General features: G+C 65.0%; 12 protein-coding genes and 1 pseudogene. 6 read left to right on the forward strand and 7 right to left on the reverse strand.

What is annotated here, in order from left to right:
- Window positions 1-61: 61 nt before the first annotated feature.
- The 5 genes and pseudogenes from XcodCFBP4690_RS22845 to XcodCFBP4690_RS21565 all read right to left on the reverse strand — a co-directional run bounded on the left by XcodCFBP4690_RS22845 (window position 62) and on the right by XcodCFBP4690_RS21565 (window position 4,596).
- A complete protein-coding gene (locus tag XcodCFBP4690_RS22845) occupies window positions 62-274 on the reverse strand; it encodes a Hachiman antiphage defense system protein HamA (RefSeq protein WP_167394746.1) in 213 nt (70 codons plus the stop codon).
- A 78-nt stretch (window positions 275-352) separates the two neighbouring features.
- Window positions 353-943 (reverse strand): annotated as a pseudogene (locus XcodCFBP4690_RS21550) (restriction endonuclease); the annotation flags it as partial.
- Window positions 944-1,364: 421 nt separating this feature from the next.
- On the reverse strand, window positions 1,365-1,712 hold the full coding sequence (locus XcodCFBP4690_RS21555; protein WP_244183768.1) for a hypothetical protein: 348 nt from the start codon (window positions 1,710-1,712) through the stop codon (window positions 1,365-1,367).
- A 211-nt stretch (window positions 1,713-1,923) separates the two neighbouring features.
- The gene (locus XcodCFBP4690_RS21560; protein ID WP_244183769.1) at window positions 1,924-3,318 is read right to left on the reverse strand and encodes an alpha/beta fold hydrolase; all 1,395 of its coding nucleotides are present in this window, start codon (window positions 3,316-3,318) and stop codon (window positions 1,924-1,926) included.
- 81 nt (window positions 3,319-3,399) lie between these two features.
- Entirely contained in the window at window positions 3,400-4,596 is a 1,197-nt protein-coding gene (locus tag XcodCFBP4690_RS21565) for an acetyltransferase domain-containing protein (protein WP_104544294.1), read from the reverse strand.
- A gap of 175 nt (window positions 4,597-4,771) precedes the next feature.
- Between XcodCFBP4690_RS21565 and XcodCFBP4690_RS21570 the strand changes: the two genes are divergently transcribed.
- From XcodCFBP4690_RS21570 to XcodCFBP4690_RS21590, 5 genes are all read left to right on the forward strand, one after another.
- Complete coding sequence (locus tag XcodCFBP4690_RS21570) at window positions 4,772-6,781, forward strand: TonB-dependent receptor (protein ID WP_104544310.1); 2,010 nt, start codon at window positions 4,772-4,774, stop codon at window positions 6,779-6,781.
- 239 nt (window positions 6,782-7,020) lie between these two features.
- Entirely contained in the window at window positions 7,021-7,917 is an 897-nt protein-coding gene (locus XcodCFBP4690_RS21575; RefSeq protein WP_104544296.1) for a pseudouridine synthase, read from the forward strand.
- 124 nt (window positions 7,918-8,041) lie between these two features.
- Window positions 8,042-8,356 carry a hypothetical protein gene (locus XcodCFBP4690_RS21580; protein ID WP_104544298.1) on the forward strand — a complete coding sequence of 105 codons (315 nt, stop codon included), beginning with the start codon at window positions 8,042-8,044 and terminating at the stop codon, window positions 8,354-8,356.
- Window positions 8,357-8,614: 258 nt separating this feature from the next.
- Window positions 8,615-9,175 (forward strand): TetR/AcrR family transcriptional regulator, encoded by a 561-nt coding sequence (locus tag XcodCFBP4690_RS21585; RefSeq protein ID WP_104544300.1) that lies wholly within the window; start codon window positions 8,615-8,617, stop codon window positions 9,173-9,175.
- Window positions 9,176-9,214: 39 nt separating this feature from the next.
- Entirely contained in the window at window positions 9,215-9,694 is a 480-nt protein-coding gene (locus XcodCFBP4690_RS21590; protein WP_104544302.1) for a nuclear transport factor 2 family protein, read from the forward strand.
- A 152-nt stretch (window positions 9,695-9,846) separates the two neighbouring features.
- On the opposite strand, the gene XcodCFBP4690_RS21595 is transcribed toward XcodCFBP4690_RS21590, so the two are convergent.
- Window positions 9,847-10,278 carry a hypothetical protein gene (locus tag XcodCFBP4690_RS21595; RefSeq protein ID WP_208622781.1) on the reverse strand — a complete coding sequence of 144 codons (432 nt, stop codon included), beginning with the start codon at window positions 10,276-10,278 and terminating at the stop codon, window positions 9,847-9,849.
- A gap of 229 nt (window positions 10,279-10,507) precedes the next feature.
- Between XcodCFBP4690_RS21595 and XcodCFBP4690_RS21600 the strand changes: the two genes are divergently transcribed.
- Window positions 10,508-10,909, forward strand: a complete 402-nt coding sequence (locus XcodCFBP4690_RS21600) for an antitoxin Xre/MbcA/ParS toxin-binding domain-containing protein (RefSeq protein ID WP_104544306.1) — start codon at window positions 10,508-10,510, stop codon at window positions 10,907-10,909.
- A 248-nt stretch (window positions 10,910-11,157) separates the two neighbouring features.
- Here the strand turns inward: XcodCFBP4690_RS21600 and XcodCFBP4690_RS21605 are convergent, their stop codons facing one another.
- Window positions 11,158-12,765, reverse strand: a complete 1,608-nt coding sequence (locus tag XcodCFBP4690_RS21605; protein WP_104544308.1) for an alpha/beta hydrolase — start codon at window positions 12,763-12,765, stop codon at window positions 11,158-11,160.
- Window positions 12,766-13,381 lie beyond the last annotated feature (616 nt).

Consider the following 13,381-nt stretch of genomic DNA (forward strand, 5'->3'; position numbering starts at 1 on the left):
GTAAAACGTTTCTTCACGTCCAATCTCCGTCGGGTAGGGAATTGGACTCCAAACTGCGGTGCTACTCAAAATCGGGGGGACGTCGATTAACGCTTAGCTCATCTTCCGACAGTGCATAGTCAGCGATCCATTCCATTAGGTGATTGGCAAGAGCTGTACATCGCCATTTCTCTAACTCAAAGCCTGCGCAGTAGCTGATTGATCGATCTTGATTAAAGGTCTGGTCATTAATTACCGCCAACATACGGTTTGGCTTTTCGTTATAGTTTTTCAAGAGGCGATCTCGTTTAGTACTTCACTAAAGTAAGCAGAAACATTCCGATCAATGGTCGGATTCTCCTATTCGCCGTTCATCAATCGGCTTGCCTTCGGCGAAGCGCTCTGCATGTTTCCTGTAGCTACCGATGCAGGCGATCTTCACCGCGTGGGCCTGGTAATGGGCGAGCAGGCCGTACATTTCGCGCACGACGCTGACGCCGACCTGCTGACGTTTCCATTGTTTGCATTGCACCAGCGTGCGGCGGCCGTCTTTGCGCAAGATCAGGTCAATGCCGCCGTCCGGGCCGCCTAGGCCGGTTTCCTCCACGCTGTAGCCCTGGCGGCGAAATGCTTCGCCCACCAGTTGTTCGAACTGGCGCCAGCCACCGGCTGCCAGGCTCTCGAGCGTTGTGCGGGTTTCCAGGAAGCGGCGGCGTTGGCGCGTGCCCAGATAGGAGAACAGCGCGGCCATCCAGCACAGGCCGAGCAGCATCCACGCCACTGGCGCGAACATGCCATCCGCTTGTTGTGCAATGCCTTGCGCGAGTGTTCCGCCTTGGTGCGATAGCCACCAGCCGATGCCGTGGCGTACACCGAGATACGCCACGATTCCCGCAACCAGGCCAACCGGCCACGGCAATGCGGCCAATGCCTCGAACCCGCTCTGCTTCTTTCTGCGTCCCATGCAAGAACCCCCGTTCCAGCATTGACCATAGCCGCTGCAACCGGTTTTGTCAGCAGTGCATCAGCGCAGTTGCGAGCAACGTCTCGCCAGGCATCGGCGCGGCTCGCTCGGACGCAAGAAAGCTCATCTCTTGCGATGGCTGAGTCCGCTTGTGCGTACGTCAGCGGACCTGCGTAGCTTCAGCAATGCCATCTGAAAAGCTCAGGGCCAAAAGCATGTGTGCCCTCTCATACCACCCAAGGTGGCGGAGTGGTCGATTGATCGCGCTGCCTGCTCATCGATCACTTTCCGTGTCTGCGCAGGGTTCGGATGGAATCTGCTTGCCGGTGACATCCGGGTGCAAGACGACATCTCGCTTATACGCATCGCCGAACTTCCGGTAGCGAACCAAGGTTCCCTGATCGAGAACGAAGTAATCTTGCTAACCGGAGAAGTTGGGGCATGCTGCATAGCCCGCCTCGCCATCGTCGCTGCAGTAGCGAACGTAGAGCTGTCCGCTACGCACATCCCCTTGCAGTTTTCCGCCACCGCCACGCGCGTTGGTTCCCTCGCTCCACGCTCCGGTGACATGGGCGTTTTGCTGCTCGAGTTCCATGCTCAAGAAGTGGCCAGAACCGCAGGCAGTGGCAGATGCCCACTTGTTTGCGAAGTTGTCGACCCTTGCACCAGCCAATGGCGACGCGTCGGCGCATGCTGCACTCAGCGCGATTGCGGTGACTGCCATGCAACGCACGATCTCCTTCTTCGTGAATCTTCTTTGCGCTGTCATCGGACGCCTCCTTGGTCTGCGCCATCGGCGAGTCGGGCGTGGGGCACGGCGACGTTACTGCAAACGGCAGTTTCAATCCGCTTACCGTTCAATGAAAGCTCGCAGCTAGGCCGTTGGCACACTCCACTCTCGGGACACCGATGATTTCCCCGTTCGCCGACGACCGTGTTTCGAAGAGGTGTGCAGCGTCATTTCTGCACCCCATCCCCCGTCATTCTGCCGCTGGCTCGATACAGCGCGCATCGGCCGTCTGATGTGCCGCAAACGCAGCAACTGCACCCGCAAAGCACTGTGGCGCCGCAAACGCCAGCCAATGCGCGCCACGCTCGACGGTGCTGAAGCTCACCGGGCCTGCCGCTTGCAGCGATGCGGCATGCGCCTGCGCGCCGGCATACGGGGTGTTGGGGTCCAGGGTGCCGTGGATGACCAGGGTGCGCGGCAGGGTGGTCGGGCTGCGGCCGAACCAGGCGTCGCGCGGGTAGGTGGGCAGGCCGGCGTCTACCAGCAGGCCGGGGATGGGGCTGACGAACAAGGCGTCCCTGGCTTCGGCTGCGACCATGTCGCGGGTGAGGGCGGGTCGTGCATTGTTCTCGGACGCGGCGATCAGCATTACCAGCGGCAGTGCCGGCCGGTTGTCGCCGCTCTGGCCCAGTGCGGCCACCGCGGTCTGCAGGTCGGCGACGGATGCAGTGAGCAGGGTGGCATCGTCGCGGGCAAGGCCGTCGATGATGGCGGGAATCCTGTCGCGCAACGCAGGGAAGTTGAGCAGCGTGCCGAGAAAGCGCCTGAGGTCCTTGCCCGGAACCTGATTGCGCCATGCGGCGGTGTCGATGCGGGCGAGCACGCTGCGATAGGCGCCCAGGTGTGGCTCGTCCAGCAGCGCGCGTCCGACGGCATCGACCACGGTGGTGCGGTGGCTCAGGTCCCACTGCGCGGCGGCTTCCGGCGGCACCAGTCCATCCAGCACCAGCCCATCCAGCGACATGGGTGCCACCTGCAGGGCGCGCAGCGCCAGCTGCGTGCCATAGGACACGCCGTACAGCAGTACTTCGCCCTGGCGCCGTTGCTGGCGGATCAGCAAGGCCAGATCCTGCGCCGCTTCGGTGATGGAAAAAGCCTGGGTGCGCTTCACGTTTGCGTACAACCCGCCAATGCACGGGCCCCATTCGGTGCCGGCCAGCCCAACGCCGTCTGCGCTTTGCGGCGCTTCCTGCTCCGGGCACAAACGGGTAGAACGCCCGGTGCCGCGGTGGTCGGGAATGACCAGGTCGTAGCCGGGAAAGGCGCGCTGGTAGGTGCTGATCAGCGGAGACAGCGAGGCACCGGCTTCACCCGGCCCGCCGGCAATCAGCCAGACCTCTCCGCGTCGTTTGGTGTGATCGGCCGCCGGCACACGGCGCACGAACAGCTCGATGGTGCCCGCATCGGCGGCTGCATGGCGCAGCGGCACCTGGGCGAGCAGGCATTCGCTGCCGGCCAGGGGTGTTTGCGGCGCGGCGTCCGCGCACGCGGTAAATGACGGTGAGGGGGTTTGGGCAGCGGCGCCCAGCGGCGCAAGCAAGGCAGCAAGGCAGGCAGCGGCTGCGCGGAGCGTAGAGCGACGCATCGAGTTCCATCTCTCGGTAGGGAACCCCAGCATCGCCTAATGCAGCGCGGCACGTATCGCCCGAAAGTCACTCACCGCAGCTCAGAAATACTTCAACCACGCGATATCGCGCCGTGCGGCCTTGAGCCGGGAGAACCATGCGGTGGGAAGGTAGAGCGGAACGATCAGCGCCACGTACCACGCCAGCACCCAGCCGTAATGGTCCACGCCGAACACCGTGCCCTGCGTGGGCCCCCAGATCGCTTCGGCGGCGTGATACAGCAGCCGCAGCACGGTCAGGTGGAACAGATAGAAGAACATCGGTGCGCCCCCGAACACCGCCAGCGCGGTGGTGATGCGTCCCTGGCCCAGGCGTTCGAAGCCGGCCAGCAGCAAGGCGCCCACGCCCAGGGTGAGCAGCAGGAACAGCAGCGACGGCGGATATTTGGTCAGGGCCAGGAAGCTCATCAGCGTGCGCGCCGGGTCGTTGTCGACCACGAACCACGGGGCATCGCCGTAGCCATTCCACAGCCGCAGCGCGATAAAGCCCAACAGCATGGCAGTGCCCAGGCCGATCAGCCGGCGCCTGCGCGTGCTGGCGTCCACGCGCGGCCCGAACCACGGGCCGATGGCATAGCCCAGCACGATCACGCCGATCCACGGCAGTACCGGGTAGGTGGTCTTGGCGACGAAGCCGAAGGGCAGGGCGATCACATCGCGCTGGTGCAGCATCGCCCACGGCGCGAACAGCGGATGGCCCGGTTGCAGGTCGATGCCATCGAGCAGGTTGTGCCCGCACACGATGACCAGGCCACCGGCCAGCAGCAGCTTGCGCGGCAGGCCGATCAACAGGGCCAGCACGATCATGCACACGCCGATGCACCAGATCACCTGCAGCCAGAAGGTCGGGCTGGCCACGCCCCAGTACAGCTCGGACAGGAACAGCACTTCCAGCGCCATCAGCACCAGGCCGCGCTTGATCAGGAACAGGCGGGTTTCCGCCAGGGTGTGCCTGGTACCGAACAGATAGGCGGAAATGCCGGTGAGCGCGACGAACACCGGCGCGCACAGGCTGGCGGCCAGGCGGGCGTAATACAGCCCCGGCAGCGCGGTCGTCGCATCGATCCGGTCGGCCACCGGCACATGCAGAAACCAGGTTTCGCGCAGGTGGTCCAGCAACATCAGCACCATCACGAAGCCGCGTAGCGCGTCGATGCTCTGCAGGCGGCCGGCGCCTGGCCTGACCGCAGCCGAAGGCAGCGCAACCGCGGCCGGCGTAAGCGTGGGTGCAGCCCTCATTCGTACTCCTTCCAATCGCGTCATCGCCTCAGCCAGCAGCGCGACGCAAAGCGTCAGCGTACTGGGCTGTCGGTCACGAATGTTATAATATTCCATCGACCTCCACAAACTGCAGCTGCCTGTGACCCGTTCGTCTTTGTCCCTGACCCAAGTATTGGCCGCCTCGTTCGTCACCATGCTGTTTCCACCGGAGCTGCGCGCCCAGTCGTCCGATTCGGCGCTGACGCTAGGCAAGGTGGATGTGCACCATCATGCCGATGGCCAGCTGGCATCCCACCAGGTGCTCACCTCGGTGGACGTGCTGGGTGCTGACGAGATCGAAGACAAGAACGTGTCGCAGAGCTGGGAGCTGCTGGGCCAGATGCCCGGTATCCAGCTCACCGAGACGCGGCAAGGCAACGAGTCGGGCAAGGTCAGCTTCCGCGCCTTCAACGGCGAGGGCTACATCAACGCCATCAAGACCCTGATCGACGGCATCCCCAGCAACGTCAACAGCGGCAACCAGCGCTTCATCGACATGCTGTTCCCGCTGGACATCAGCTATATCGAAGTGGTCCGCGGCACCAACGACCCGCGCTACGGGCTGCACAACATCGGCGGCAACGTCAATTTTGGCACGCGGCAGGGCGGCAACTACACCGACGCGCGCCTGTCCTATGGCAGCTTCGATACCCGCGACGCGCAGCTGGCGGTGGGGCGCGAGCGCGACGGCTTTGCGCAGAACTATTTCGTGGGGTGGCAGGCATCGGACGGCTACCGCCAGCACGACACATCCAGCAAATATTCGCTGGGTGGCAAGTGGTACGCCGGCAGCCTGGAAGAAGGCGTGCGCATCGGCCTGACCGCGCGCGCGTATCACAACGAAGCCGACGAGCCTGGCTTCCTGACCGCCGAGCAGTTGCGCACCGCCTGCCGCGCCACGCAGCGGCACAGCTTGAACGACGGCGGCGACCGCGACATGCGCCAGGTGGGTCTGCACCTGGATCTGACGCTCAGCGATGCGGTGTTCTTCGGCACCAAGCTGTACTACAACAGCTACGAGGACGATCGCCGGGTGAGCTTCAGCGACCTGCCGGTGGGCAATGCGCCACGCCAGCGCCGCATCTGGGACGAATCGCAGATCGGCATGCTCAACACGCTGACCTGGCGTGCCGACAACCAGCTGACCCTGGAGGCGGGCCTGAACTACGAGCACCAGGACAACCGCTACCAGCGCCTGCGTTTCAGCTACAGCGAGCCCACCGATTTCAACGCGCGCCCGGCGCGCATCCAGAACGACGACCGGCATACGTTCGACAACTGGGGCGCGTATGTGCAGGCCATCTACCAGCCGATCGAGGCGTTGAAGATCGTGCCGGCCTACCGCGTGGACCGCTTCGACGGCGACACGACGCTGCCGGGCGGTGTGCGTGCCCCGCTGCAGCGCTACGGCACCATCGAGCAACCCAAGCTCAGCGTGGTGTACGCGTTCACCGAGCGCACCAACGTCTACGCCAACTGGGGCCGTACTTTCCAGGTGCTCACCGGCTCCACCCCGCCGGCCTACCTGACTCCGGGCCAGGCCGCCATTGCGCCGTCCACCAATACCGGCATGGAATTGGGCATGAAGTTCAGCCCGTTGCCGCGCAGCCAGGCGCGCCTGGCGGTCTGGCAGCAGGACGCGGCCAACGAGATCTCCAACATGCCCGCCACCGGCACCAACGTGGTGCTGGGAAAGACCCGGCGCCGCGGCGTGGATGCGCAGATCAACGCCCAGCTGGGCGAGGCATGGACGGTGTGGGCATCGCATGCCTACCAGGAGGCCAAGATCGCGCGCGATGCACGCGATGCCAGCGTCTCGATCCAGGGCAACGAAGTGATCGCAACGCCGCGCCGTATCAGCAACATCGGCGTGGACTACCAGGCCACCGATGCGCTCAAGCTCGGGCTGCAGGGCCGTGCGCAGGGCGACTACTACCTGGAAGAGCGCAATATCGCCGGCAAGTTCGGCAGCATGGCCACGCTCGATCTCACCGCGCGCTATCAGATCAACCCGGCGTGGAGCGTGGACCTGCAGCTGCGCAACGTCACCGGGCGCCTGTACGACTACGTCTGGTACGACAGCTTCTTCCAGGCACAGGCGCAACCCATGTTTTCGCCATCGGCCGGCCGGCAGGTATTTATTGGCGTGAACATGAAGCTGTGAGGCTGGCGTGCTGCGGCCGATGCCGTGGCAGGCGGGAGCGGCCCGCGACGCGCTGACCGCCGCACTGGCGCAGCGCAAGACCACCCTGGAAACCGCAGCATTAGCACCCGCTAGTGCACGCTGCACAGCGCTCGGTGGCATCCTCTTTCCCCGGCGGTGCTGGTGCACCCGGGCGGGGAGCATCGGCACGGCGCGGTACGATGGCCGCTTCCGAGCCTGAGTGCGGCTGCGTCGTTGCCATGTCCACTGCCCGCCCCATCCGCGATGGCGTTCCTGCCAGCCGCTTCCAGCTTCCGGCCGGTCCCTGGGGCAACGTGCTGGAAGCGCTGTGTGCGAGCTTTCCGGGCGTGGACGTTGCCATCTGGCGCGCCCGTTTTGCGCGTGGTCGTGTGCTGGATGCGCAGCAGCAGGTCATGGATGTCGATGCGCCCTACCGATTGGGCGCAGAGCTGTATTACTTCCGCGAAGTGGTCGATGAGCCGATCATTGCGGCAACAGAATCGGTGGTGCATGCCGATGCGCAGCTGATCGTGGCCTGCAAGCCGCATTTCCTTCCGGTGGTTCCCGCAGGCGCCTACGTGCGCCAGACGCTGCTCACCCGGCTGGCACAGCGCCTGGACAACCCGTCGCTGGTGCCGCTGCACCGCATCGACCGCGACACCGCCGGGCTGGTGCTGTTCTCAGCCAACCCGGCCACGCGCGGGGTCTACCAGGCGTTGTTTCGCGAGCGGCGTATCCGCAAGCACTATCTGGCGGTGGCAGCGCCGCTGCCACGGCTGACGTTTCCCTATGTGCATCGCAGCCGGCTGCAGCCGGGCGAGCCGTTCTTCCGCATGCGCGAGTGCATGGGCGAGCCGAACAGCGATACGGTGATCGATGTGGTGGCGCGCGGTACGGACACATGGACGTATCGGCTGGAGCCGGTCACCGGCCGCAAGCATCAGTTGCGCGTGCACATGGCCGCGTTGGGCGCCCCGATCCTGCACGACCGCTTCTACCCGGATCTGCAGGAGCAGCAGCCGGATGATCTTGAGCACCCGTTGCAGCTGTTTGCGCACACGCTGGCGTTCGATGATCCGATTACCGGCGAGCCGAGAGACTTCACTGCAAGCGTTGGACCGTTGCAGTCAGTTTGAAACGATGGCAGTAAGAGGACGCACGCCCTAAAACCTTCTGCATTATCTGATTTTCAGATATTCGAGATAATGCGCTAGCGTGAGCTCACGGACGAGCCGTCCGCACACGTCGAGCGCCAGTGCCATGACGACAACGAAAAACCGCAAGACAGGCAGTCCGCCAAATGTCGTGCTGACGAACAACAGGCTGACGCAGCAAGAACACTTCACCTTCGGCGTCACCACCGACCAGATCGATAGGTTCCACACCTTGTTGCGCACGATCACCGCGCAGGCCGACATGGTGGCGGTGTGCGGCGGCGCGGCCTTGGACAGTCACAGCGTGCCCGCGTTGGGCGAGGGCATCTTCACCGCTGCGCGTGCGTTGCGCCGCCTGGTCGATGAGATCTACGCGCAAGCACTGTGGGTCGAAGGCCAGCCCACGCAGGCACGCAGATGACGAGTTGACCGACCCGGTACGTCATGCGGGTGTGCCGGCGCGCAGCTGCTACGCCGGAGCCGATGCATGCAGCAGTTGCTGGTCTCACGCCAGCACTGGGGAGACCTCTCATCGCAAGACCGCTCCAGCAATGCGGGCATCCATGCATCCAGCAACCAACGAAGCCGGATCGCACGTCGACTCCAGCCTCGCACCCAAGCATTGACATCAGAGAATGATCGTTCTACAGTTTTGAGAACGATCATTCTCTAACCGCCCATGTCCTCGCTCCCCGACGCCCAGCCCAATGCCGCACTGCTCGACGCTACCGAGCGCCTGATCTATGCCGGCGGTATCCATGCCACCGGCATGGAGGCGATCGTCAAGGCCTCCGGGGTGGCGCGCAAGACGCTCTATCGCCTGTATCCGACCAAGGACGCCCTGGTGGAAGCGGCCTTGCTGCGCCGCGACGCGCGCTGGATGGCCTGGTTCGAGGCGGCCACCTCGCAGAGCGAGGACCCGGTGGCGCGCCTGCTGTCGTGCTTCGATGCGCTGAAGGGCTGGTTTGCCGACAGCCGCTTCCATGGCTGCGCGTTTCTCAATGCGGCTGGCGAGACCGGCGATCCGAACCACGTGATCCGCATGGCGGCACGCGCGCACAAGCAGCGCCTGTACGCGTATCTGCACGGCCTGGTAGTGGCCACCGGCCGGCCAGACCCGGATGCGCTGGCACAGCAGTTACTGGTGTTGATCGACGGCGCCATCGCCGTGGCCCTGGTCTTTGGCGGCACGGACTCCGCAACCACTGCCCAACATGCTGCCCGTCGGTTGCTCGGGTAGCGTCCTTCCGCGTTCCGTGTTTCTCAGAGGAGTTCTGCCATGTCATCGTCCGCATCGTCCCGCCCGCCGTTGCCGCCATTCACCCACGACACCGCCCTGCTGAAAGTGCGGTTGGCCGAAGACGGCTGGAACAGCCGCGATGCGGCCAAGGTGGCGCAGGCCTATAGCGTGGACACACGCTGGCGCAACCGCGCCGAGTTCGTCACCGGCCGCGACCAGGCGCAGGCGTTTCTCGAACGCAAGTGGGCCAGGGAACTGGAATACCGGCTCATCAAGGAGCTGTGGGCCTTCACCGAAAACCGCATCGCGGTGCGCTATGCCTACGAATGGCGCGACGATTCCGGCAACTGGTTCCGCTCCTACGGCAACGAGAACTGGGAATACGATGCCGATGGCTTGATGCGCGCGCGCTTTTCGTCGATCAACGACCTGCCCATCCGGGAGTCCGAGCGCAAGTTCCATTGGCCGCTTGGGCGCAGGCCCGATGCCCACCCAAGCCTGTCCGACCTGGGGCTTTGACGGCCGCACTGGACGCATCGCTGATTGCGCCGTCTGCGCGGCGGCAATCGCCGCTGCGTAGCGCGCGCCGAGATGTCATGGCGTTGCCTTGGCGATGAGCGGCCAAGCGATGGGGCGAGCCCGGGAATGCCGCACCGCGCTCGCCCATGGCCTCAACGCACTTTGTACAACACCGCCGCGCCGGGTCGCGGTTCGAACATCGGCACCGTCTGCTGCTTGAGCGCCGTGCCCTTGGCATCCCACACCAGGGTTTCGGTGGGGTAGTCGTCCTTGCGCGTCATGCTGTCGATCTGCTTGACGATCACCGTCTTGGCGGCGGGCACTTCCGGATTCCAGGCGAACACGCCCAGGCGGCCATAGAACACCGCCGGGGCGGCAGCATCCAGGCGGCGGTCCGGGCACATCACCAGGCCGCGGTCGAGCATTACCCGCAATGCGCCGACCGGCACCGCCTTGACGGTGGGCGAGGTGCGGTCGGTGCTGTGGCCAGGGCAGACATTGGCCGCGCGGGTGATCATGTCCTCGGCCACCTGGCGGTCGGACTGGGCCAGCGCCGGCAGTGCGGCGGTGGACAGGGCAAGCAAGGCAAGAGCGGATTTCCAGGGCATCTGACAACTCCTCATGAGATGGCACTCCAATGACGACAGCCTGGCCGGGCAGGGCGGCTGCCGATCACGCGCCCGGATGCTAGCAAGCCCGGTGTTAAGTGCTGCCGACGACGGGGCCGGCCGGGCGGCGGCTGTCGGGAGACTCCCGATTGAGCGCCGGCAGCGCCACCGCTAGCGTGCGCGCAAGACACCGCCGGATCACCCCATGGAACGCGCCGACCTCATCGCTTCACTGCTCACCGGCATGCGCCGGGCCGAAGCCTTGCGTGCGCAGCCGTCCAGCTACAGCACCGCGCACAGCGAGCAGATGAGCGTGGAACACGGCAACGCGGACGATGCGGAACTGGTGCTGTCGATGTTCAAGTTCACCCCGGAGCATCTCAAGCTGCTGGGCAGCGCGGGGATCGAGGCGCTGGGCGAAATCGTCTGCCATGCCTGGGCGCTGCATGGCGGCAACAACGAGAGCCTGATCCGCTGGTTCCGCGAACCGATGAACGCGCTGGATGGCCAGACGCCGGCCGCCATGGTGCGCGCCGGCCGCCTGAAGGTGCTGCTGCTGGTGTTGCGTCAGCAGATGGAGTGGGACTTGCCCAAGCGCTCGGCCTGAGCAGGCGGCCTGGCTGGATCATCGCCCTTCCTGCTGGCGCGATGCTCCCGGGCCTCTGCAGCGACGCTCAACCTGTAACGAGCCGGCCACAGGTCAGCATCGGCCCCGATTCCACGCACCACCGCGGTCGGAGCGGATCGACAGAGCCCAAGACCGGCGCAAGCCGGATCACGCACGTGATGACCATCAGACCGGCGGATGCATTGGCGCGATCGGTCGTTCGCGACGACCGGTACGCAGCGGCGCCCTCATTGCTTCGGGCGTGCCACTGCGTACATCTCCCAGGCGATCTTCTTCATCAGCGCGGTGTTGTCGTCGCCTTCGGCGTACAGGTCGAAATGGGTGCGGCCTTCCAGGTAGCGGAAGTCGCTCCTGGCGCCCAGGCCGTCCAGCACCGCCTGGAATTTGCGCGCCGCGCCATCCAGGTAGAACGTGTCGGCGGTGCCGACGATCAGGTGGATCTTGCCGTCCAGGTCGGGCTTGAGCCTTGGCCACTGCGCCGCTACGCGGGCAGAAATGTCGTAGTGCGTGCGCCAGTAGGCCACCACGGCCGGGTCCACCTTGCCGCTGTCGCGGTCGAACATCGGCAACGGGCGGCCGTCGGGCCCGCGCGGGGAGAACACCCAGTCGAACGAGGTGAACTGGCCGCCGTACGGGCCCAGCACGCGTTCGAGCTTGGCGAAGGTTTCCAGATCGGCCACCACCTTGTCGTGGTCGCGGATCAACGGCACCTGGCTGCCGTCGGCGCGCCGGTACATGTTGGCGTTGGGCGCGTACAGATCCGGGCCGGTGAAGTCATGGAAGTTGCTGGAATCGGGCGAAGTGGACCAGGTGCCGCCGAACAGCTTGGGGTAGCGCGTCTGCAGCCACAGCGTGGCCCAGCCGCCGGAGGAATGCCCATTGAGGAAGCGGCCGCTGGCCTTGGCGTCCATCCTGTACTGTTTTTCCAGCGCGGGGATCAGTTCCTCGGTGAGGGCCGTGCCCCACGGGCCGTTGTTGACCGAGTCGGCGAACTCGTGCGTGCCGGTGGGGGTGGACTGGTCCAGGAACACCCAGATCATCGGCGGCATCTGCTTGGCCGCCATGGCGCTCCAGGTGCTGGCGATGCTGCCGGCAAAGCGGTTGTAGTTGCCGCCGAAGCCGTGGGTGACGTAGACGGTGGGATAGCGCGTGGCGGCCTTGGCGTCGTAGCCGGGCGGCGTCAGCACGCGGGCGCGCAGCGACACCGGCCGGCCCCAGAACGCGCTCAGTGACGGGCTCAGCATCGAGGCATCGGCACTGTGCAGCCTGGCCTCGGGCACGGCGTCGCGCACGGCCTGCGGCGCGCGCGGCGAGACCTGCCATGGGTCGTCCGAGGCAGGCAGCCGGGTGCTGAGGGTGAGCGCAGGTAGCGACGTGCTCTTGCCCAAGGTGACCGGCGTGACCGCGCTCAGCAGGTCGCCGCCATCGCGGCCCATGTAGCCGTAACTGTGGTTGGGATCCAGCACGGCCTGGAACAGGTAGTCGCCGGCCGGCAGTGCGGAGAACCCGCTGGGGAAGGCCATGTTGTCCAGGTCGATCTGCACGCTGCCGCCCGGTACCAGCCCGGTCACCTCCTGCGCCGCCACCGCGGTGGCGCTGGGGCGGAACGGGTTGGTGTCCACCGCATCCACCTTGCCGTCCTTGGCCTGCGCCTGCGCTTCCTTGGCCAGGGTGGCGAACACCAGCAGCCGGCCGGAGGTGGGCTGGTCGGTCGCTCCGCCCAGCGTCACACGCAGCAGGCGATGGGCAGCCACCGGCTCGGCAGCGTGCGCAGCGCAGGCGCACAGCAGGCCAACGGCCAGACTCAGGCGAGGCGCGAGAGGGTGCAGGGACATGCGGATCCTTTGGAAAGCAGGTGGATGAGGCGGGCGCACACGGCCCTGCGCAGACTGTAGCCAGTTCCCGGCCGACCGTGCGCCGCCATCGCGAGGCGTGGTCACCATATCCGATCTGCACGTCCAGGAATCACCTCCTCAACCGGACCCGACCCCGACTCCAGCCAGCATCGCGAGCAGCGCAAGCGACAGCGCGAAGCCGGGCCAGCTCCAAGTGGATAAAAAAGCCATCGTTGCTTTCAAACTGCCTGACAGGCAGCCGATCTGATGTCGGCGCTAGATTCCGCTTGTTCCCGGTGGCGCGCTTGCTATCGCAGAGTGTGTTTGGTCCTGATTATGAGTCAAAAAAGTAGACGCTTTGTCGTAGGGCGAGATTCCTTTGTTTTTTCTGTCTATGCGCCAAGCGAAACGCGATAGCGTATCTGGGCTCTTTTGCACGTCGAAGCTTTAATTCCTCCTTGACGCTAATACCACAGACTTCCTTCAAATTTAGAGCGGCTAACAAAACGTAGCGAGCGGTCGTCAGGTGGCGACGCCCCCCCGTCCTGAGTAGCGGCCGGGTTTAGAATCCAGGGTTGATGATAGCGGCGTTTGCCAGTTGTTGGGCATACGCAGA

The organism is Xanthomonas codiaei, assembly GCF_002939785.1.
Lineage (GTDB): Bacteria > Pseudomonadota > Gammaproteobacteria > Xanthomonadales > Xanthomonadaceae > Xanthomonas > Xanthomonas codiaei.